General features: G+C 65.3%; 17 protein-coding genes and 11 tRNA genes. 24 read left to right on the forward strand and 4 right to left on the reverse strand.

Annotated features, from left to right (window positions below; translation table 11 throughout):
- Nucleotides 1-208: 208 nt before the first annotated feature.
- From N5E02_RS08690 to N5E02_RS08700, 3 genes are all read left to right on the forward strand, one after another.
- Nucleotides 209-1,213 (forward strand): isocitrate dehydrogenase, encoded by a 1,005-nt coding sequence (locus tag N5E02_RS08690; protein WP_033835461.1) that lies wholly within the window; start codon nucleotides 209-211, stop codon nucleotides 1,211-1,213.
- Nucleotides 1,214-1,462: 249 nt separating this feature from the next.
- Nucleotides 1,463-2,206, forward strand: coding sequence for a cysteine hydrolase (locus N5E02_RS08695; protein ID WP_235649463.1), 744 nt, complete (start codon nucleotides 1,463-1,465; stop codon nucleotides 2,204-2,206).
- Between the two features lie 53 nt (nucleotides 2,207-2,259).
- Nucleotides 2,260-3,168 carry a LysR family transcriptional regulator gene (locus N5E02_RS08700; RefSeq protein ID WP_065179772.1) on the forward strand — a complete coding sequence of 303 codons (909 nt, stop codon included), beginning with the start codon at nucleotides 2,260-2,262 and terminating at the stop codon, nucleotides 3,166-3,168.
- A 78-nt stretch (nucleotides 3,169-3,246) separates the two neighbouring features.
- Here N5E02_RS08700 and N5E02_RS08705 read toward each other — a convergent pair whose 3' ends face one another.
- Complete coding sequence (locus N5E02_RS08705) at nucleotides 3,247-4,005, reverse strand: Bax inhibitor-1/YccA family protein (protein ID WP_005415466.1); 759 nt, start codon at nucleotides 4,003-4,005, stop codon at nucleotides 3,247-3,249.
- Nucleotides 4,006-4,185: 180 nt separating this feature from the next.
- Here N5E02_RS08705 and N5E02_RS08710 point away from each other — a divergent pair.
- The 18 genes from N5E02_RS08710 (at nucleotide 4,186) to N5E02_RS08795 (ending at nucleotide 15,586) form a co-directional block, all read left to right on the forward strand.
- Nucleotides 4,186-4,262, forward strand: a tRNA-Pro gene (locus tag N5E02_RS08710).
- A gap of 39 nt (nucleotides 4,263-4,301) precedes the next feature.
- Nucleotides 4,302-4,378: transfer RNA gene (locus tag N5E02_RS08715), tRNA-Arg, on the forward strand.
- 172 nt (nucleotides 4,379-4,550) lie between these two features.
- A tRNA-His gene (locus tag N5E02_RS08720) sits at nucleotides 4,551-4,627 on the forward strand.
- A gap of 79 nt (nucleotides 4,628-4,706) precedes the next feature.
- A tRNA-Lys gene (locus N5E02_RS08725) sits at nucleotides 4,707-4,782 on the forward strand.
- A 198-nt stretch (nucleotides 4,783-4,980) separates the two neighbouring features.
- A tRNA-Lys gene (locus N5E02_RS08730) sits at nucleotides 4,981-5,056 on the forward strand.
- 418 nt (nucleotides 5,057-5,474) lie between these two features.
- A complete protein-coding gene (locus tag N5E02_RS08735) occupies nucleotides 5,475-5,843 on the forward strand; it encodes a hypothetical protein (RefSeq protein WP_279946185.1) in 369 nt (122 codons plus the stop codon).
- Nucleotides 5,844-5,979: 136 nt separating this feature from the next.
- A tRNA-Leu gene (locus N5E02_RS08740) sits at nucleotides 5,980-6,064 on the forward strand.
- 189 nt (nucleotides 6,065-6,253) lie between these two features.
- Nucleotides 6,254-7,549, forward strand: a complete 1,296-nt coding sequence (gene tig / locus N5E02_RS08745; protein ID WP_005415468.1) for a trigger factor — start codon at nucleotides 6,254-6,256, stop codon at nucleotides 7,547-7,549.
- Nucleotides 7,550-7,625: 76 nt separating this feature from the next.
- A complete protein-coding gene (clpP, locus tag N5E02_RS08750; protein WP_004146318.1) occupies nucleotides 7,626-8,252 on the forward strand; it encodes an ATP-dependent Clp endopeptidase proteolytic subunit ClpP in 627 nt (208 codons plus the stop codon).
- Between the two features lie 126 nt (nucleotides 8,253-8,378).
- Nucleotides 8,379-9,668, forward strand: a complete 1,290-nt coding sequence (gene clpX / locus N5E02_RS08755; RefSeq protein ID WP_004154600.1) for an ATP-dependent Clp protease ATP-binding subunit ClpX — start codon at nucleotides 8,379-8,381, stop codon at nucleotides 9,666-9,668.
- Between the two features lie 143 nt (nucleotides 9,669-9,811).
- Entirely contained in the window at nucleotides 9,812-12,262 is a 2,451-nt protein-coding gene (gene lon / locus N5E02_RS08760) for an endopeptidase La (protein ID WP_005415470.1), read from the forward strand.
- 220 nt (nucleotides 12,263-12,482) lie between these two features.
- Nucleotides 12,483-12,755 carry an HU family DNA-binding protein gene (locus tag N5E02_RS08765; protein ID WP_005408270.1) on the forward strand — a complete coding sequence of 91 codons (273 nt, stop codon included), beginning with the start codon at nucleotides 12,483-12,485 and terminating at the stop codon, nucleotides 12,753-12,755.
- An 11-nt stretch (nucleotides 12,756-12,766) separates the two neighbouring features.
- Nucleotides 12,767-12,841 (forward strand) — tRNA-Val (locus tag N5E02_RS08770).
- 26 nt (nucleotides 12,842-12,867) lie between these two features.
- Nucleotides 12,868-12,944: transfer RNA gene (locus tag N5E02_RS08775), tRNA-Asp, on the forward strand.
- Between the two features lie 82 nt (nucleotides 12,945-13,026).
- A tRNA-Asp gene (locus N5E02_RS08780) sits at nucleotides 13,027-13,103 on the forward strand.
- 86 nt (nucleotides 13,104-13,189) lie between these two features.
- Nucleotides 13,190-13,266: transfer RNA gene (locus N5E02_RS08785), tRNA-Asp, on the forward strand.
- 106 nt (nucleotides 13,267-13,372) lie between these two features.
- Nucleotides 13,373-13,449 (forward strand) — tRNA-Asp (locus tag N5E02_RS08790).
- 181 nt (nucleotides 13,450-13,630) lie between these two features.
- The gene (locus N5E02_RS08795; RefSeq protein WP_053500849.1) at nucleotides 13,631-15,586 is read left to right on the forward strand and encodes a peptidyl-prolyl cis-trans isomerase; all 1,956 of its coding nucleotides are present in this window, start codon (nucleotides 13,631-13,633) and stop codon (nucleotides 15,584-15,586) included.
- Nucleotides 15,587-15,766: 180 nt separating this feature from the next.
- On the opposite strand, the gene N5E02_RS08800 is transcribed toward N5E02_RS08795, so the two are convergent.
- The gene (locus tag N5E02_RS08800) at nucleotides 15,767-16,969 is read right to left on the reverse strand and encodes a lytic transglycosylase domain-containing protein (protein WP_065185795.1); all 1,203 of its coding nucleotides are present in this window, start codon (nucleotides 16,967-16,969) and stop codon (nucleotides 15,767-15,769) included.
- Complete coding sequence (gloB, locus tag N5E02_RS08805) at nucleotides 16,966-17,730, reverse strand: hydroxyacylglutathione hydrolase (RefSeq protein WP_065177986.1); 765 nt, start codon at nucleotides 17,728-17,730, stop codon at nucleotides 16,966-16,968. The genes N5E02_RS08800 and gloB overlap by 4 nt, the downstream gene beginning before the upstream one ends.
- Nucleotides 17,731-17,741: 11 nt before the next feature.
- On the opposite strand from gloB, the gene N5E02_RS08810 reads away from it, so the two are divergent.
- The 3 genes from N5E02_RS08810 to dnaQ are packed head-to-tail and all read left to right on the forward strand — an operon-like array spanning nucleotide 17,742 to nucleotide 19,587.
- Nucleotides 17,742-18,386 (forward strand): methyltransferase domain-containing protein, encoded by a 645-nt coding sequence (locus tag N5E02_RS08810; protein WP_065185797.1) that lies wholly within the window; start codon nucleotides 17,742-17,744, stop codon nucleotides 18,384-18,386.
- A gap of 12 nt (nucleotides 18,387-18,398) precedes the next feature.
- On the forward strand, nucleotides 18,399-18,851 hold the full coding sequence (gene rnhA, locus N5E02_RS08815; RefSeq protein WP_005408275.1) for a ribonuclease HI: 453 nt from the start codon (nucleotides 18,399-18,401) through the stop codon (nucleotides 18,849-18,851).
- 4 nt (nucleotides 18,852-18,855) lie between these two features.
- Entirely contained in the window at nucleotides 18,856-19,587 is a 732-nt protein-coding gene (gene dnaQ / locus N5E02_RS08820; RefSeq protein ID WP_005415480.1) for a DNA polymerase III subunit epsilon, read from the forward strand.
- Between the two features lie 69 nt (nucleotides 19,588-19,656).
- Here the strand turns inward: dnaQ and N5E02_RS08825 are convergent, their stop codons facing one another.
- Nucleotides 19,657-20,361 carry a PP2C family serine/threonine-protein phosphatase gene (locus N5E02_RS08825; protein ID WP_065185798.1) on the reverse strand — a complete coding sequence of 235 codons (705 nt, stop codon included), beginning with the start codon at nucleotides 20,359-20,361 and terminating at the stop codon, nucleotides 19,657-19,659.
- Nucleotides 20,362-20,401: the final 40 nt, after the last annotated feature.

Genomic DNA, 20,401 nt, shown 5'->3' on the forward strand with positions numbered 1-20,401 from the left:
AGGAGCCCCTTCTTGTTGAAGGGGCGCGCCGACAGGCGGGGGTAGAGGAGGGATGCGCGGGCAATTCTGCCTGAGCCGGGGACTGGGACCATGGTCTATTTGGGACCTCGGCCCCGGCTCAGGCATAATTGCCGGTGAAACTTCCTTTGCGCCGGCGTTTCCGGGCACGTCCGGACGGCGTTTTTCCCCCTGTTCGGAACATCGATCAATGACGCAGAAAATTACGGTCATCCGCGGCGACGGCATTGGCCCGGAAATCATGGACGCCACCCTGTTCGTGCTCGACCAGCTCAAGACTGGCCTGGAGTACGAAGACGCCGACGCCGGCCTGGTGGCCCTGGAAAAGCACGGCGACCTGATGCCGGCGGTGACCCTGGAATCGATCGCGCGCAACAAGGTCGCGCTGAAGAGCCCGCTGACCACCCCGGTCGGCGGTGGCTTCACCTCGATCAACGTCAGCCTGCGCCGTCACTTCGACCTGTACGCCAACGTGCGTCCGGCCCACACCTTCCCGAACACCAAGTCGCGTTTCGACAACGTCGACCTGATCACCGTCCGTGAGAACACCGAAGGTGCCTACCTGGCCGAAGGCCAGGAAGTGTCGGCCGATGGCGAGACCGCCTTCTCCGGCACCCGCATCACCCGCAAGGGCTCCGAGCGCATCGTGCGCTACGCCTTCGAGCTGGCCAAGAGCACCGGCCGCAAGAAGGTCACCGCCGTGCACAAGGCCAACATCATCAAGTCGACCTCGGGCCTGTTCCTGAATGTCGCCCGTGAAGTCGCCGCGCAGTACCCGGACATCGAGTTCCAGGAAATGATCGTCGACAACTGCTGCATGCAGCTGGTGATGCGTCCGGAACAGTTCGATGTGATCGTCACCACCAACCTGTTCGGCGACATCATCTCCGACCTGTGCGCCGGCCTGGTCGGCGGCCTGGGCCTGGCTCCGGGTGCCAACATCGGCAAGGACGCGGCGATCTTCGAAGCCGTGCACGGCACCGCGCCGGACATCGCCGGCCAGGGCAAGGCCAATCCGTGTGCGCTGCTGCTGGCGGCCGCGCAGATGCTGGACCACATCGGCCAGCCGGAGAATGCCGAGCGCCTGCGCAAGGCCATCGTGGCGACCATGGAAGCCAAGGACTCGCTGACCGGCGACCTGGGTGGCACCGGTACCACCATGAGCTTTGCCCAGGCCATCGCCAGCCGCCTGTAAGCGGCCGGCCGACCTCGGTTGGATCCACAGCGGGGCGCCTTCGGGCGCCCCGTTGCGTTGTGGGCTGGCTCGGTAGATCCACGCCATGCGTGGATGACGGGGCCCCTACGGTCCGCAGCCACCCATGGGGTGCCTCTACAGGGGATTTTCTGTGCGTGTATCGCACAGATCATGTGCCGCTGGGCGGCTGGTTCGTGCGTAATGTGATCGGCATCCTGTGCCCACTTCCCAATGCACCGGAGCTTGAACATGAACCTCACCGCCTTCGGCCTGGCCAGCCTGATCGGCATGACCGCCACCCTCCCGCTTGCTGCTGCCGAGCCGGCCCATCCCACCATCCGCCATATGGCGGGTGCGCCGGTCGCGACCTCGCTGGATGCGGCGAAGACTGCCGTGCTGGTGATCGACTTCCAGAACGAGTACTTCGATGCCAAGGCTGTACCGGGCTTTGTGGGTGGCCGCATGGTCATTCCCGATGGCGAGGCCGCACTGCGCCAGGCCAGGCGGGTAGTCGAATTCGCCGATGCCCACGGCATCCGCGTGATCCATGTCCAGCACGTGCTGCCGGCCGGCGCACCCCTGTTCGCGCAGGGCAGCGTCAATGCCGCCTTCCATCGCGACCTGCAGCCGCGCCAGGGCGAGACCGTGGTGCAGAAGGACAATGTCAGCGTGTTCGCCGGCGCGTCCGCCGCGGTGCTCGACCCGATGCTGAAGAACGCCGGCATCGACACCCTGATCGTCACCGGCCTGCAGACCCACGCCTGCGTGGCCGGTGCTGCGCGCGACGCGGCAGCGGCTCCGCGCGGCTACCGGGTGATCGTCTCGTCCGATGCCAGCGCCAGCCGCGATCTGGATCTGGCCGGCGGCCGTCGCATCGGCCATCGCGCGCTGCATGAGGCCTCGCTGGCGCAGATCGAAGACGCCTTCGGCGATGTCATGAGCACCGACGCGATCCTCGCGCTGCCGGTACGCAAGGCCGGTGACGGCGCTTGATAAGCTGGCGGGGCCCGCATGCCGTGGGCCCCGTCACGTGGAGCTGCCCGCCGATGGATCACTTCGCCGCCCTGCGTGCGCTGCGCGCCATCGTTGACGCGGGCAGTTTCACTGCGGCCGCCGAGCGCCTGGGGACCACCCACTCGGCGATGTCGCGGCAACTGCGGCAGCTGGAAGAGCACCTGCAGGTACGCCTGCTCGATCGCAACAGCCGTCGGCTGTCATTGACCGAGGCCGGGCGCGATTACTACCGCGAGGCGGCAACGCTGCTGGACCGCCTGCAGGAGGCGGATGATCGTGCTCGCGCCGGGCAGGCGCAGCCCAGCGGCAGCGTGCGGATCAGCGTGCCGCAGGTGGTGGCCAGCCAGGAGCTGCCCCACTGGCTGCCCTCGTTCCTGCAGCGTTACCCGCAGGTCACGCTGGACCTGTCGGCGGATGATCAGGTGGTGGATGTGGTCGGTGGTGGTTTCGACCTGGCGCTGCGCATTGCAGCTTCATTGCCGGACAGCCAACTGGTTGCGCGCGAGCTGGCCAGCTGCCCGCGCATCCTGGTCGCCGCACCGGTCTACCTGGCGCGCCATGGCCTGCCACGGCACGCTGTGGATCTGGAGCAGCACACGCTGCTGGGTTTCAGTCCCACGCCGTCAATGCCGCCCTGGCGGTTGCTGGGACCGCGCGGCGCCAGCGTGAGCGTTGAAGCCGGGCAGCGCCTGCGCGTGGATGCCACGCCCGCGCTGTACGCCGCCGCGCTGGCCGGAATGGGCATCAGCCTGTTCACCGCGCTGACCGTGCAGGAGGATCTGCGCGCCGGTCGTCTGATCCGCGTGCTGCCGGCCTGGCATGCCGGCCAGCGGCGCTACTTCGCGTTGTACCCGCATGCACGTGCGCTCGCGCCCAAGGTGCGAGCGCTGGTCGAACACCTTGCGGCGCACTACGCTGCACAGGCTGGCGTGGCTGGCTAGCCGGGAAATGCAGCCACGCGTTACAAAGAGAAAAGGGCGCCCCGAAGGCGCCCTTTGTCGTTCATGGCTCTGCCTGGTTCAGCGCTGCTGGATCTTCGACAGCAGGCGCAGGAACTCCACATACAGCCAGACCAGGGTCACCATCAGGCCGAATGCGCCATACCACTCCATGTACTTGGGCGCGCGCTGGGCCACGCCGGTCTCGATGAAATCGAAGTCCAGCACCAGGTTCAGCGCGGCCACGACCACCACGAAGAGGCTGAAGGCAATGCCCAGCCAGCTGGAGTCGTGGATCACCGGCACGTTGATGTTGAAGAAGCCCAGCACGAACGAGGCCAGGTAGAGCAGGGCGATGCCGCCGGTGGCGGCCACCACGCCCATCTTGAAGTTCTCGGTGGCCTTGATCAGGCCGCTGCGGTATGCGAACAGCAGGGCGGCCAGGGTGCCGAAGGTCAGCAGCACCGCCTGGAACACGATGCCCGGGTACTTCATGTTGAACAGGGCCGACACGGCGCCCAGGAACAGGCCTTCGACCAGTGCGTACATCGGCGCGGTGACCGGCGACCATTCCTTCTTGAAGATGGTGATCAATGCCAGCACCAGGCCGCCGATCGCGCCACCGATGGCGTACAGGCTCGCGCTGCCGGAAATCTGGCCGTACTCGTCGACCGCCTGGCTCCAGGCGAACGCCGCGGTCAGCACGGTCAACAGCAGCAGGATGCCGGTCTTGTTGGCGGTGCCGTTGAGGGTCATGGCCTGGTCGGGGCTGGTCACTACCGAGCCACTGGCGAGGTCGAGGAAAGTCGACTCGGAAAGAGCCGGGTTGCCGCTGCGCATGCGTGTTCTCCGTGCGAATGAAGGTCGGGACGGCCATCCGGCCGATGGGCGTCAGCATAGCCGATGACTGCTTTCGGCGTTGTGGCAGGCCCGGGATCTGTGCATCCTTCGTTGACAGTTCCCAACGCGCTTGGCGACAATGACCAACTCCCCGGGCCCAACCCGAGGGGATTGCAAGACCGGGGTATAGCGCAGTCTGGTAGCGCGCCTGCTTTGGGAGCAGGATGTCGGGGGTTCGAATCCCTCTACCCCGACCAATCCCACGCCACGTCGGATTGGACACCGTTCCGGTTCGGGCGCCCGTAGCTCAACTGGATAGAGCACCGGCCTTCTAAGCCGGCGGTTACAGGTTCGATTCCTGTCGGGCGCGCCATTGGCGAGCACCGGGATCGCATCGACGGATGTGAAGAAGTGCTTGCAAAAGCGCAAGGACTCCACCAGAATATCGGACTCGCTTCGGCGGACCGCAGCTTCGGTGACAGTCCCCAGGCAATGTTCAAGGTTCCAGCGTCAGTGATATCGGCGATGGAGCGAAAGTTTCAGTGGTGGCTGTAGCTCAGTTGGTTAGAGTACCGGATTGTGATTCCGGTGGTCGGGGGTTCGAATCCCCTCAGCCACCCCACTGATTCAACCGCATCGGCGCAGCCGAAACGGTATTGCAATAAACAGAAGGCACGCTACAATGTGCGTCTGAGTTTCACGGGCCGTTAGCTCAGTTGGTAGAGCAGTTGACTCTTAATCAATAGGTCCAAGGTTCGAATCCTTGACGGCCCACCAAGACAGAAGCCACCTGGTACGCCAGGTGGCTTTTTTCTTATAGGTGTGACTCCCATCGTTCCGATGGATCACGCGTTGCAGAACCCGTTTGGCGTGGATCTGCAGCAGGAGCGGGCCCCGCAGTGCTGGTTTCAACCACGTTGAAAAAAGTGCTTGCACCCACCGAGCGGATCGGGTCATAATTCGCGCCCCGATTTCGGGCTGTTAGCTCAGTTGGTAGAGCAGTTGACTCTTAATCAATAGGTCCAAGGTTCGAATCCTTGACAGCCCACCAGACAAAAGCCACTTGGTCCGCCAAGTGGCTTTTTTCTTGCCTGTTCGCTGAGGGGCATCTGCAGATGCCAGCGGTGCTGGCTGGAGTGGAGCCCCCTTGAGTCAAGGGGGCACGGCGAAGCCGCGGGGATGTGGCGGCTGATGAAGTGGGGCCCGCGCTTTGCCGCGCAAAGCGTGGGGCTGCGGCGCGAATGCGCGGCAGCTTCCCACTTGGTCCGCCAAGTGGCTTTTTTCTTGCCTGTTCGCTGGGGGGGCATTTCATCCGCGCATGGCGTGGATCGACTGAAGCAATGCTGAAATCAGGGTCATACGCGTCATCAGTGTTATCAATGCTGTGCGCTGCATCTCACCGCATCGCATCCTGCATCGCACCCAATGGATCTTCCGCGCCGACGGCGCATGCACGAAGGACGATGTTGATGGCTCATATCAATCGATTGCACCGCACGCTGTGGGTTTCCTTCGCGTTGCTGGCACTGGCGGCCTGCGCGCCCGCCGACGATCCCGCGCAGACCGTCGAACGCGATGCTGGCACTGAAAGTGCTCCTGCACGCCCGGTCGGTGAGGCCATGCAGATGCAGCCGGCTCAGCCGGCAGAGCGGGAGGCCCTGCCCGATGCGGTGGACGTGCAGCGCAATGCGGATGGTTCGGTGGATGTGCGCAAGGCCACGCCGGAGCCGGCGGCCCTGCGGCGCACCGGCGACGGGGGCGTGGAGATCCGCGAGGTGGATCCTGCAGCCGGGCAGGGTGCCGATACGGCGTCGGCCAAGGCCAGGCCGCAGCAGTGAACCCCGCCACCCCGGATGAGCTTGCGCTCGCCGGGGTGGTTCAACGCGCGGGCTGCGCACAATTGCCATGTTCAGTTTTGTGCAGGCCTTCCGCTTCCCGTCATCGCCTGCGACAATGAACACCTGCGCCGGCCACGCGAAAGTGGCGGAATTGGTAGACGCCCTGGATTTAGGTTCCAGTGCCGCAAGGCGTGGGGGTTCGAGTCCCCCCTTTCGCACCAGTGCCGGCCTGTCCCCGCCCTGATCGGGCCATCTGCGCCCCCTTGACCGGCACGCGCTGGCAGTGCAGGCCGAATTGGGCGAAACTAAAGGGCTGCGGCAAGCAGGCGCGTCCCAGACGTCGCGTCCTTACAACCGTTTCATTCCAATCATCGAGCCGGGGGCCTGGGCCACCGGTGGCAGGAGTCAACATGCAAGCTTCGATCGAATCCACCGGCAACCTGGAACGCCGCCTGAGCTTCTCGCTGCCGGAAGAGCGTCTGCAGAGCCACATCGTCGGCCGCCTCGGCGAAATCGCCCGTACCACCCGCATCAAGGGCTTCCGTCCGGGCAAGGTGCCGGCCAAGGTGATCGAGCAGCGCTTCGGCGCGCAGGTCCGTGGCGAGGCGCTGGACGGCCTGCTGCGCGAAACCTTCGATGCAGCCGTGCGCGAGCACGACCTGCGCATCGTCGGCAGCCCGCGCATCGACAAGGGCGACGAGGGTGAGTTCTCCTTCGTCGCCACCGTGGAAGTGGTGCCGGACTTCGGCGACATCGACGTCAGCAAGCTGACCGTCGTGCGCCATACCGCCGAGATCACCGACGCCGACATCGACCAGATGATCGAGAACCTGCAGAACCAGCGCCGTACCTGGGCCCCGGTCAGCCGTGGCGCGCAGGACGGTGACCTGGTCGCGGTGGAAACCTGGTCGCAGGCCGGCGAAGAGCGCCTGCCGGCCGAGGGCACCGAGAAGGGTTCGATCGTGCTCGGCCAGGGCATGATGTTCGACACCATCGAGAAGGGCCTGGTCGGCCTGGCCAAGGGCGAAGAGAAGACCCTGGACGTCGAGTTCCCGGCTGACTGGCGCGTGCCGGTGCTGGCCGGCAAGACCGTGCAGGTCACCGTCAAGGTCACCGAGGTCTCCGAGCCGGTCGTGCCGGCGGTCGACGAAGCCTTCATCAAGAGCTTCGGCGTGAAGGGCGGCGATGTGGAGCAGTTCCGCAGCGACATCCGCGCCAACCTGGAGCGCGAGCTGAAGGGTGCGTTGATGAACCGCCTACGCCGCGAAGTGGGCGAGCAGCTGATCGCGGCCTACTCCTCGGTCGAAATGCCGCCGCGCCTGGTCGAAAACGAAGCCCGCGCCATGCTGGCCCAGCAGGTCGAGCAGCTGCGCCGCAACGGCCAGAACGTCGGCGAGATCCCGGCCGATGCCCACGAAGGCTTCAAGGACGCTGCCGCCAAGCGCGTGCTGGTCGGCCTGCTGGTCGGTGAAGTGGCCCGCATCAACGACCTGCGCCTGGAAGCCAAGCGCCTGAATGAAACGATGCGTCTGATCGCTTCGACCTACGAAGAGCCGGAGCAGGTCATTGAGATGTACCGCAACGACCCCCAGTTGATGTCTGGCCTGCAGAACCGTGTGATGGAAGAGCAGGTGATCGACTGGATCGCCGAGCGTGCCCAGCACACCGAAGAGAAGCTGTCGTTCCAGGACGCGATCCGCCAGTAAGCCCGGGCGGATCACCGGATGCCCCGCGCCTTTGCCGGCGCGGGGTTGTTGCCCCCCAAGATAGGTACCTCACGTAATGGACAACCGAACCAAAGCCCTGAACCTGGTTCCGATGGTGGTCGAGCAGACCAGCCGCGGCGAGCGTGCCTACGACATCTATTCGCGCCTGTTGAAGGAGCGCCTGATCTTCCTCGTGGGTCCGATCGACGATCACATGGCCAACGTGGTGGTGGCGCAGCTGCTGTTCCTTGAATCGGAAAACCCGGAAAAGGACATCAACATCTACATCAACTCGCCGGGTGGCGTGGTCACCGCCGGCATGGCGATCTACGACACCATGCAGTACATCAAGCCGAATGTGAGCACCACCTGCATCGGCCAGGCCGCCTCGATGGGCGCCCTGCTGCTGGCCGCGGGCGAAGCCGGCAAGCGCTATGCGCTGCCGAACTCGCGCGTGATGATCCATCAGCCGCTGGGTGGCTACCAGGGCCAGGCCACCGACATCGACATCCACGCGCGCGAGATCCTGACCCTGCGTTCGCGCCTGAACGAGGTGCTGGCCAAGCACACCGGCCAGTCGCTGGAGACGATCGCCCGTGATACCGAGCGCGACAACTTCAAGAGCGCCTTCGAGGCGCAGGCCTACGGTCTGGTCGATCAGGTCCTGGAGCGTCGTCCGGATGAGTCGATCCAGGCCGGCTGACCGGCCTTCACGGGGCCAGGGAGGCCTCGTTCCTGCAGGGTCGGGTGGGACTGGTGTCCCCTCGGCCCTGTGCTATTCTCGAATCGAACCCCCGTTCAGCGGGGGGGGTAACTGGGTAAGCGAAGCATGAGCGAAGACCGCCAAGGTCGTTCCACGGACACCGGCAAGATCCTCTACTGCTCTTTCTGCGGCAAGAGCCAGCATGAAGTGCGCAAGCTGATTGCGGGTCCGAGCGTGTTCATCTGCGATGAGTGCGTGGAGCTGTGCAACGACATCATCCGTGAGGAACTTGAGGAAAAGGCGCAGTCGGCGCGCAGTTCGCTGCCCAAGCCGCGCGAGATCCTCGAGGTCCTCGACCAGTACGTGATCGGCCAGAACCGTGCCAAGCGCACGCTGGCAGTGGCCGTGTACAACCACTACAAGCGCATCGAGAGCCGGCAGAAGAACGACGACGTCGAACTGGCGAAGTCGAACATCCTGCTGGTCGGCCCGACCGGTTCGGGCAAGACGCTGCTGGCCGAGACCCTGGCCCGCCTGCTCAACGTGCCGTTCACCATGGCCGACGCCACCACGCTGACCGAAGCCGGTTACGTGGGCGAGGACGTGGAGAACATCATCCAGAAGCTGCTGCAGAAGTGCGACTACGACGTCGAGAAGGCGCAGCAGGGCATCGTCTACATCGATGAAATCGACAAGATCTCGCGCAAGAGCGAGAACCCGTCGATCACCCGCGACGTGTCCGGCGAAGGCGTGCAGCAGGCCCTGCTGAAGCTGATCGAAGGCACCGTGGCCAGCGTTCCGCCGCAGGGCGGCCGCAAGCACCCGCAGCAGGAATTCCTGCAGGTGGACACCAAGAACATCCTGTTCATCTGCGGCGGCGCGTTTGCCGGGCTGGACAAGGTGATCCAGGCGCGTTCCACCGACGTCGGCAGCATCGGCTTCGGCGCCAAGGTGAAGAGCAGCGAGCGCAAGCAGGAAGTGGGCAAGGTGCTGGCGGAAGTCGAGCCGGAAGACCTGATCAAGTTCGGCCTGATTCCCGAGTTCGTCGGCCGCCTGCCGGTGGTCGCGACCCTGGAGGAGCTGGACGAGCCGGCCCTGATCAAGATCCTGACCGAGCCGAAGAACGCCATCACCAAGCAGTTCAAGAAGCTGTTCGAGATGGAGAACGTCGAGCTGGAGTTCCGTCCGGACGCTTTGTCGGCCATCGCCAGGAAGGCGCTCAAGCGCAAGACCGGCGCCCGTGGCCTGCGCACCATCGTCGAATCGGTCCTGCTGGACACCATGTATGACCTGCCGTCGCAGGAGAACGTCAGCAAGGTGGTCGTGGACGAATCGGTGATCGAGCACAAGTCCGAGCCGTACCTGATCTACCAGACCCCGGCGGCCCCTGAACAGAAGGCCGCAGGCGCCGAGTGATCCTTCCAGGTTGTTGATTGGAAAGGATTTTCAAGGAATGCCTTGCATCTGAAAGCCGATGGCCCCATAACGGGGCCATCGGCTTTTTTTGTCTCCGGAAGATGCCCTCCCGGAGGCGGTTTTCCCCCTTCCCTGGAGCCCCCATGGCCCGTTCCCCAAGTGAAACCCTCGACCTGCCGGTCCTGCCGCTGCGCGACGTAGTGGTGTTCCCGCACATGGTCATCCCGCTGTTCGTCGGCCGTGACAAGTCCATGCACGCGCTCGAACAGGCAATGGAGGCGGACAAGCGCATCCTGCTGCTGGCGCAGAAGTCGGCCGAGACCGACGACCCGCATGCGGCCGACCTCTACCAGGTTGGCACGCTGGCGCAGGTGCTGCAGCTGCTGAAGCTGCCCGACGGCACCATCAAGGTGCTGGTTGAAGGCCTGTCGCGCGTGCAGGTCACCCACGTCGACGAGCGCGACGGCTCGCTGCATGGCCAGGCCGTGGAGATCGACGCCACCGACGAGCGCGAGGCGCGCGAGGTCGAGGCGATTGCCCGCTCGCTGATGTCGCTGTTCGAGCAGTACGTGAAGACCAACCGCAAGCTGCCGCCGGAGCTGCTGCAGACGCTGTCGGGCATCGATGAGCCGGCGCGCCTGGCCGACACCATCGCTGCACACATCAGCGTGCGCCTGGCCGACAAGCAGCGCCTGCTGGAAACGCTGGCCGTCGGTGACCGCCTGGAGATGCTGGTCGGCCTGGTCGACGGCGAGATCGACGTGCAGCAGATGGAGAAGCGCATCCGCGGCCGCGTGAAGTCGCAGATGGAGAAGAGCCAGCGCGAGTACTACCTCAACGAACAGATGAAGGCCATCCAGAAGGAACTGGGTGACCTGGACGACGCGCCGGGCGAGCTGGAAGAACTGGCCCGCAAGATTGCCGAGGCCGGCATGCCGAAGGCGGTTGAAGCCAAGGCGCGCAATGAACTGAACAAGCTCAAGCAGATGTCGCCGATGTCGGCCGAAGCCGCCGTCGTGCGCAACTACCTGGAGTGGCTGCTGGGCGTGCCGTGGAAGAAGCGCAGCAAGGTGCGCAAGGACCTGAAGGTCGCGCAGGATACGCTCGATGCCGACCACTACGGCCTGGAGAAGGTCAAGGAGCGCATTCTTGAATACCTGGCGGTGCAGTCGCGCGTGAAGCAGATGAAGGGCCCGATCCTGTGCCTGGTCGGGCCGCCGGGCGTGGGCAAGACCTCGCTGGGCCAGTCCATTGCCAAGGCCACCAACCGCAAGTTCGTGCGCATGTCGCTGGGCGGCGTTCGCGACGAGGCCGAAATCCGTGGCCACCGCCGTACCTACGTCGGTTCCATGCCGGGCCGCATCGTGCAGAACCTCAACAAGGTCGGCAGCAAGAACCCGCTGTTCGTGCTCGACGAGATCGACAAGATGTCGATGGACTTCCGTGGCGATCCGTCTTCGGCGCTGCTGGAAGTGCTCGATCCGGAGCAGAACAACGCATTCAACGACCACTACCTGGAAGTGGACCTGGACCTGTCCGAAGTGATGTTCGTGGCGACCTCGAACTCGCTCAACATTCCCGGCCCGCTGCTGGACCGCATGGAAGTGATCCGCATCCCCGGCTACACCGAGGACGAGAAGCTCAACATCGCGACCCGCTACCTGGTGCCGAAGCAGGTCAAGGCCAACGGCCTGCAGCCGGAAGAGCTGGAGATCGGCAGTGATGCCATCCAGGACATCGTGCGCTACTACACGCGTGAATCGGGCGTGCGCAACCTGGAACGCGAGATCGCCAAGATCTGCCGCAAGGTGGTGAAGGAGATCGCGCTGGCTGGCCCGCAGCCGGCAGCGAAGGCGAAGAAGGGCGCGAAGAAGAAGGCGCTGGTGAGCGTGTCCAGCAAGAACCTGGACAAGTACCTGGGCGTGCGTCGCTTCGACTTCGGCCGTGCCGAGGAAGAGAATGAAATCGGCCTGGTCACCGGCCTGGCCTGGACCGAAGTCGGTGGCGACCTGCTGCAGATCGAATCGACCCTGGTGCCGGGCAAGGGCCAGCTGATCCTGACCGGCCAGCTCGGCAACGTGATGAAGGAATCGGCGTCGGCGGCGCTGTCGGTGGTGCGTTCGCGCGCGGTCGGCTTCGGCATCGACAGCGACTTCCTGCAGAAGCACGACGTACACCTGCACGTGCCCGATGGCGCCACGCCGAAGGATGGCCCGAGTGCCGGCGCGGCGATGGTCACCTCGCTGGTGTCGATGCTGACCAGGGTGCCGGTGCGCGCCGATGTGGCGATGACCGGCGAGATCACCCTGCGTGGTCGCGTCACTGCCATCGGTGGCCTGAAGGAGAAGCTGCTGGCTGCACTGCGTGGCGGCATCCGCACGGTCATCATCCCGGAAGAGAACCGCAAGGACCTGGCCGACATCCCGGCCAACGTCACCCGCGATCTGAAGATCGTGCCGGTGAAGTACATCGAAGAAGTCCTGGACCTGGCGCTGGAGCGTCCGTTGGCACCGAAGAAGGCGCGCAAGAGTGCGCAGCGTGTCACGGTGCGCAGCAAGGCCAAACCGAGTGGAAACGCGCGCGTCAAGCATTGACGCGCGCTGTCCAATGGCCCGAAACCCGCGTCGTTGCTGGCTTTCCAGCTTGCGTGGGGGTAGGGCCACTGGTATAAAAGCAGCACTCGCGAATGAGTGGTCGCAGTCTGGTGATCGCTGGAATTCGGCGAACCGTTTCCACATGGCGGCCGCATGCAGATGGCGTGCGGTTGCTTCCCTGTCGAATAAGCGGAACCCACCGCCAAAGGAGTTGTAGAGAATGAACAAGACCGAATTGATCGATGCCGTTGCTGAAGCTGCCGACCTGACCAAGGCAGAGTCCAGCCGCGCTGTCGATGCCGTCGTTGCTGCCATCACCAAGGCGCTGAAGGACGGCGATGCGGTCACCCTGGTTGGCTTCGGTACCTTCCAGGTCCGCGACCGTGCTGCCCGCACCGGCCGCAACCCGAAGACCGGCGACACCATCAAGATCGCTGCTTCGAAGAATCCGTCGTTCAAGGCTGGCAAGGCCCTGAAGGATGCTGTAAACTAAGCGGCTCGCTGGGGTGCTTAGCTCAGCGGTAGAGCGTCTCCTTTACACGGAGAGGGTCGGGGGTTCGAAACCCTCAGCACCCACCACAGCACCGCGGTAAAAGTTTGAGTGTGGAGCGGTAGTTCAGCTGGTTAGAATGCTGGCCTGTCACGCCGGAGGTCGCGGGTTCGAGTCCCGTCCGCTCCGCCATTCAACGAGGCCTCCGGCCAAAAGCTGGAGGCTTTGTTTTCTCCCCGGTCCAGGCCGGCTGAAAGCAAAATAGTAACAACGCGGAGCGGTAGTTCAGCTGGTTAGAATGCTGGCCTGTCACGCCGGAGGTCGCGGGTTCGAGTCCCGTCCGCTCCGCCAGTACATCGAGGCCCCCGGTTCAAGGCTGGGGGCCTTGTCTTCTCACCGAGAGGTTCGGGAGGAAGGCGAAAAGTCTTTGCAAGAACGGAGCGGTAGTTCAGCTGGTTAGAATGCTGGCCTGTCACGCCGGAGGTCGCGGGTTCGAGTCCCGTCCGCTCCGCCATTGCAGACTTCTTAAGTCCCTGTGAAAAAACTTTGAAAAAAGTGTTGATCGGGCTGGGTTTCCAGCGAGTCTTCGGATATACTGGGCACCTGCAAAGTTCAAGCGCGGAGCGGTAGTTCAGCTGGTTAGAATGCTGGCCTGTCACGCCGGAGGTCGCGGGTTCGAGTCCCGTCCGCTCCGCCAACTCTAAAAGCCCTCGGCGCAAGCCGGGGGCTTTTTCTTTGCGCCAGGATGGAGTTGGCCGATGCACTGATGGTGCGTGCCTGCGCAAGTGGGCGCAGGCCGCGTCGGTGCTGCTTTTGGTCCCTGCGGCGAAGCGGGTTACACTGCCGGGCTCGCCAATCAGGCCTTGTGATTCCTCACCATGCTGCAGAAACTCCGCGACAAGACCTCAGGCTGGATCGTCACCGTGATCCTGGGGCTGCTGATGATTCCGTTCCTGTTCGTGATCGACAACAGCTACCTCGGTGGCGTTGGCGCACAGAACGTGGCCAAGGTTTCCGCGCCGCCCACCTGGTGGCGTTCGGCGCCGTCGTGGTGGCCGGTGCGCATGCTGTGGCAGCACCATGAGATCAGCTCGCAGGATTTCCGCACGCGTTTCGAGCAGGAGCGCATGCGTGAGCGCCAGCAGCAGGGCGACAACTTCGACCCGCGCGCGTTCGAGAGCACCGAGAACAAGATGGCCGTGCTCGATCAGCTGATCGACGAACAGGTCGTGCGCCTGGTCGGTGAACAGGCGGGCGTGGTGATCGGCGACGGCGCTGTGCGCGAATACATCGCGACCATGCCGGCGTTCCTCGATTCGAACGGCAAGTTCAACGAGAACAACTACCGGCTGGCATTGGCCGGTGGCAATCCGCCGCGTACCCCGACCCAGTTCCAGGAACTGGTGCGTGAGAGCCTGCAGCAGTCGGTGATCCCATCGGGCCTGCAGAGCTCCGGCTTCGTCACCCAGGCCGAGACCGAGCGCCTGTTGAAGCTGCTGGGCGAAACCCGCGACGTCGAGCTGGCCGCGTTGCCGCCCGTACCGGCCGATACCGCGCCGGTCACCGATGATCAGATCAAGCAGTGGTACGACAGCCACGGCAAGGATTTCCGCCAGGCCGAGAGCGTGTCGCTGGAGTACGTCGAGATCAACGGTGCGAACCTGCCGGCACCGGTCCCGGCCGATGAAGCGACCCTGCGCAAGCGCTATGAAGAGGAAAAGGCAAAGTTCACCTCGCCGGAGCAGCGCCAGGCCTCGCACATCCTGATCACCGGTGACGGCGCCGAAGCCAAGGCGAACAGGATCGCTGCCGAAGCCAAGACGGCCGGTGCCGACTTCGCTGCGCTGGCCAAGGCCAATTCGGAAGATCCGGGCTCCAAGGACCAGGGCGGTGACCTGGGCTGGGTCGAGCGCGGTGCGATGGTCAAGCCGTTCGAGGACGCGCTGTTTGCGGCCAAGGCCGGTGACGTGATCGGCCCGGTCAAGACCGAGTTCGGTTACCACATCATCAAGGTGGCCGCTGTGCGCGGTGGCCAGGGCAAGTCGTTCGAGGAAGTGCGTGACACCCTGGCTGCCGAGCAGCTGAAGGCCGACGGCGAGCGCGGCTTCAACGAACTGGCCGGTCGCCTGGTCGATGCCATCAACAAGAGCCCGAGCGACCTGGCGGCCGCCGCCAAGGAAGTGAACCTGCCGCTGCAGACCCTGGGCCCGATCACCCGCGCGACCGCCAGCGGCATCGCCGCTGACCCGGCCGTGCTGCGTGCCGCCTTCTCCGACGTGCTGGTGCAGGACGGTACCGCCAGTGACCCGATCGCCCTGGGCGGCGCGACCAACCACAGCGTGGTCATCCGTGTGGCTGCACACACCCCGGAACAGGCCCTGCCGCTGGACAAGGCCCGTGACCAGGTGATCGCTGCGATCCGTGCTGATCGCCAGCGCCAGGCCAGCGACAAGGCGGCCGATGCCATCCTGGCCAAGCTGAAGGCGGGCGCCACCCTGCAGTCGCTGGCCGCCAGCGAGAAGCTGCAGCTGAGCCCGATGCCGGGCCTGCCGCGCAGCCAGCCGGTGCCGACCCCGGAAATCAACCGCGCGATCTTCAGTGCGCCGGTGCCGGCTGAAGGCAAGCCGAGCTATGGCAAGGTCGACGTCAATGGCCACGCGCTGCTGTTCGCGGTGAACAAGGTCAATCCGGGCGACATCAAGGAAGTGACTGCAGAGCAGCAGAAGCAGCTGAAGGAACAGCTGAGCCAGATCGACGGCATGGCCGCAGCCAAGGCCTACATCGAAGCGATGCGCAAGAAGTTCATGATCCAGACCACCGAAGCGAACCTGTAAGCCTCGCGGCGGCACCCATGAGAGAGGCCCGGCAATGCCGGGCCTTTTTTGTGCCTGCCGATGCGTAGCGTCGAGCCATGCTCGACTGCGCCTGCTGGGCGCAGGCATGAAAAAAGCCGAGCGTGGGCTCGGCTCTCCAGAACAAAGGGGCGGGCAGGGCGCGGCGGTGCCGCGCCGGACTCAGTCCTCCACGCGCAGCACGGCGCCCGGCTTCAGCACGCTGCTGCCGCTCAGGCCGTTCAGCGACAGTAGCGCCTTGACCGGCATGCCATAGCGGCGGGCGATGGTCCAGGCCGATTCACCATCCCGCACGGTGTGGCGACGACTGCGCGGACGATCGGCGATCGCGGCCACGGTCTTGGCGACCTGTGGCGCTGGCGAGGCGGCGGCAACAGGTACGCTACTGGCCACCAGTGCGGTGGCGGTGTCCGCCACGGTCGCGCTGGCGGCCGAGACCGGCGCCAGCACGCGGGTGGTGCCGGACGAGACGCGCCCACCGCCCGCCAGGGCGGGGTTGAGGCGGACGATCCTGGCCGGGTCCAGGGCACGCTGTGCGGCCCACTGCTGGACGCTGGTGCCGGCGGGCAGGGTGTGGTCCTTCAGTACGGGCACGGTGCGGTCCAGCGAGGCCATGACACCTGGCTGGTCTTCCACATCTTCCAGCACGCAGGCCAGGGCATGCAGCTTCTCGACGTAGGCATGGGTGACCGGCGACAGGCCGGGCAGCGCCGAGGGCTTGGCGTTCTGCGCGTTCATGCCGGCCTTGCGCATCGATTGCAGCACGCGGTACTCGCCGGCGTTGTAGGCCATGGTGGCCAGGCGCCAGTCGCCGCCGAACATGCCGTGCAGGGTCTTCAGGTAGCGCACTGCGGCCTGGGTGGAATCGACCGCCGACAGGCGCCCGTCGTAGCCGTTGGCCATGGGCACGCGGTGATTGCGCGCAGTGGTGGCGATGAACTGCCACAGGCCGGTCGGGCCGCTGCCATTGCGTGCATTGGGCCGGTAACCGCTTTCCACGAACGGAATCAGCGCGAACTCGGTAGGCAGGTTGGCCTTGCGCAGCTCTTCGACCACATAGCCGAACAGCACCAGTGCATCGTCATCCTGGTTGGCCAGGCGCGACGGGGCGTGGGCGAACTGCTTCTGCCAGCGCGGGCTGGTGGCCTCGGCATTGCAGGTGGGCTCGGCCAGGCCGTCGCGGAAGCTGGAGAAGATCTCCTGGCCGTTGCGGACCGACGCGGCCGGCAACGCGGCCGGATCCAGCGGCAGGGCCGCGGCGGCGGTCAGGTTCTGGCCGATGCCAGCGCCCAGCGACTGGGCGCCGGCGGTTCCGGCCAGCCCCAGGACCAGGCCCAGGGCCAGCGGCAGACTTCGGCGCATCATGCGCGGAAGCCGTCTTTCCAGTGCCGGAGACCGGCCATCACGTCGACGTCGTCAACGACGTCACGGCCCAGGTGCGCCGACACCGACGCGCGGATCGGCGCAGTGTGCACACGCAGGAACGGATTGCAGTCGAATTCGCTGGCCAGGGTTACCGGCAGGGTGGAACGGTCATCGCGGCGCATGGCCAAAGCCTCCTCTTGGCGCTGCCGCAAGGCAGCGTTGGCGGGGTCGACATGCCGCGCGAAGACGGCATTTGACACGGTGTACTCATGAGCGCAACAAAGCAGCAGTTGCGCGGGCAAGGTACCCAGCTTGCGCATCGATGCCAGCAGCTGGGACGGCGTACCTTCGAACAGGCGTCCACAGCCCAGGCTGAACAACGAATCTCCGCTGAAAAGATGTTCAGCAGTGTGAAACGCGATGTGGCTGCGGGTATGCCCGGGCACGGATAGTACGTGGAACGCCTGACCCAGTGCCTGAACGCGTTCACCTTCGCCGACCCGTTCGGTTGCCGTGGGGATGCGCTCCTCGACGGGTGCGATCACCCGGACTCCAGGAAAACGTGCCTGCAGCACCGGCACGCCACCGATGTGGTCATCGTGATGATGGGTGAGCAGGATCGTGTCCACGCGCAGGCCCTGATCGGCGAGCGCAAGCACCGGCGCGGCATCGCCGGGATCGACGACCACGGCGTTACCGTCGTCGTCGATCAAGGTCCAGATGTAGTTGTCCGCAAATGCGGGCAGGGCAGTCAGTCGCATAGAATTGGACCATGCCCGCGCTGCAGAGCACCCGTCAAGCGAGCCAGACCCCGTGGTTCGACAGCGAACCGGCGGAAGCCCTGCGCGTTCTGGAGCGGCAACTGCTGCTGCCGCAGCTGTCGTTGCTGCCGGTGCAGCCCTGGCTGTGGATCGCGCCGAGTGCCGCATGGCTGGACGATGCGCAGCTTGGCGGGCGCGGCCTGCGCCTGTACCGGCAGGGGCACGGCTATGCCGGCGACACCCGCTGTGCGTTGCCGCTGCCGCTGGCCAATGAAAGCGTCAATGCGGTCGTGTTGCAGCATGTCACCGCAGCTGACGCTGATCGGTTGCTCGATGAGTGCGAGCGCGTGCTGATGCCGGGCGGCCATCTGTGGCTGAGCAGCCTCAACCCGTTCAGCCCTTACCGAACGCACTGGCGCCAGCACGGGCTGGTGGTGCGCACGCCGCAGCGGATCCGCCTGCTGCTCGGCCGCCACGGGCTGGAGTGCGACGATATGCGTTTCCTCGGCCCGCTCTGGCGCGGCGCCGGCAGCCGTCGCCCGGGCGGTTGGTCGCCACTTCGCGCGGCCTGCCTGTTCCATGCTGAAAAACGAACGCTGGCCCTGCCCGGGCCGAAACCGTTGCCGGTGCGTTGGCACGGCACCGTTGCTACCTGATCTGGAGTTGTATTGAAAACCATTGAAATCCACACCGACGGCTCCTGCCTTGGCAATCCTGGCCCCGGCGGCTGGGCTGCACTGCTGCGCTACAAGGGCCACGAGCGTGAACTGAGCGGCGGCGAAGCGCACACCACCAACAACCGGATGGAGCTGATGGCGGCCATTTCCGGCCTGGAAACGCTGACCGAGCCGTGCAACATCGTGCTCTATACCGATTCGCAGTACGTGCGGCAGGGCCTGACCCAATGGATGCCCGGCTGGATCCGCAAGAACTGGAAGACCGCCGGCGGCGACCCGGTGAAGAACCGCGAGCTGTGGGAGCGCCTGCATGCGGCGACGCTGCGGCACCAGATCGATTGGCGCTGGGTGAAGGGCCACTCCGGTGACCCGGACAACGAGCGGGTGGATACCCTGGCGCGCAACGCGGCCATCCAGATCCGTGACGCCAGCCCGGTAAACTGAGTCCATGCGCCAGATCATCCTCGATACCGAAACCACCGGCCTGGAATGGAAGAAGGGCAACCGCATCGTTGAAATCGGCTGCGTGGAGCTGTTCAAGCGCCGCCCGACCGGCAACAACTACCACCAGTACATCAAGCCGGACTGCGAATTCGAACAGGGCGCGCAGGAAGTCACCGGCCTGACCCTGGAGTTCCTGGCTGACAAGCCGGACTTCGCGCAGATCGCCGATGAGTTCCTGGCTTTCATCGATGGCGCGGAGCTGATCATCCACAACGCGGCGTTCGACCTGGGCTTCCTCGACAACGAGCTGTCGTTGCTGGGCCCGCAGTATGGAAAGATCACCGATCGCTGCACGGTGATCGATACCCTGGTGATGGCGCGCGAGCGCTTCCCGGGCCAGCGTAATTCGCTGGATGCGCTGTGCAAGCGCCTGGGCGTGGACAATTCGCACCGTGCGCTGCATGGCGGCCTGCTCGACGCGCAGATCCTGGGCGACGTCTATATCGCGCTGACCTCGGGCCAGGAAGAGATCGGCTTCGGCATGGGCGACGATGACGGTGGTGGCGCCGGTGCCGCGCTGCAGGCCTTCGATACCAGCAAACTGCTGCCGCGCCCACGCGTGGTGGCCACCCCGTCTGAACTGGAAGCGCACAGCGCGCGTCTGGAACGACTGCGCAAGAAGGCCGGCTACGCCTTGTGGGATGGCCCGAAGGTGGAAGAGCCCGCCAGCGCGTAATGCCTGGCATGGGGTACTGCCGGACGCTGGCCGGCAGTGCCGTATCCACGCATGGCGTGGATCTGCCGCTTAATGGCAGCGCACCAGGATCACGCTGATGTTGTCGCGGCCACCGCCGTCGAGCGCGGCCGCGACCAGCGTGTCCACGCATTCCTGCGCGCTGGCATCGTCGAAGGCGAGGGTGCGGGCGATGCTGCGGTCGTCCACTTCCTCGGTCAGGCCGTCACTGCACAGCAGCAGCTGCATGCCCGGGCGCAGCTCACCGCTGGTGGTGGCCACGTTCAGATGCGCCGGGTCGGTCACGCCCAGCGCCTGGGTGACCACGTTGCGATGTGGATGCGCACGCGCCTGTTCGGCCGTCAGGTTGCCCTGCGCGACCAGTTCCTGCACCACGCTGTGGTCCTGGCTGAGCTGGGCCAGCTGGCCGTCACGCCACAGATAGGCGCGGCTGTCACCGACCCATGCCACTTCATAGCGAGTGCCCTGCACGCGTGCGGCGACCACGGTGGTGCCCATCGGCAGGGTGTCGTTGCGCCGGCGCGAGGCGCGGATGATCTCTTCGTCAGCGGTGCGGATGGCCTGGGCCAGCGGCGCGCCACGGCGGATCTCGCGCACGATGGTTTCGCGCGCCAGCGCGCTGGCCACCTCGCCGCAGGCGTGGCCACCCATGCCATCGGCCACCAGCCACAGGGCCAGCTCGCTGTCACCGTAGTAGGTGTCTTCGTTGAGCTCGCGGCGCAGGCCGGGGTGAGTGAGGTGTCCGAATTCGATCATGGGGTGCGGGGGCGGGGTATTGCTGGGGAGACAGGCATCA

Source organism: Stenotrophomonas sp. GD03777 (assembly GCF_029842485.1).
GTDB lineage: Bacteria > Pseudomonadota > Gammaproteobacteria > Xanthomonadales > Xanthomonadaceae > Stenotrophomonas > Stenotrophomonas sepilia.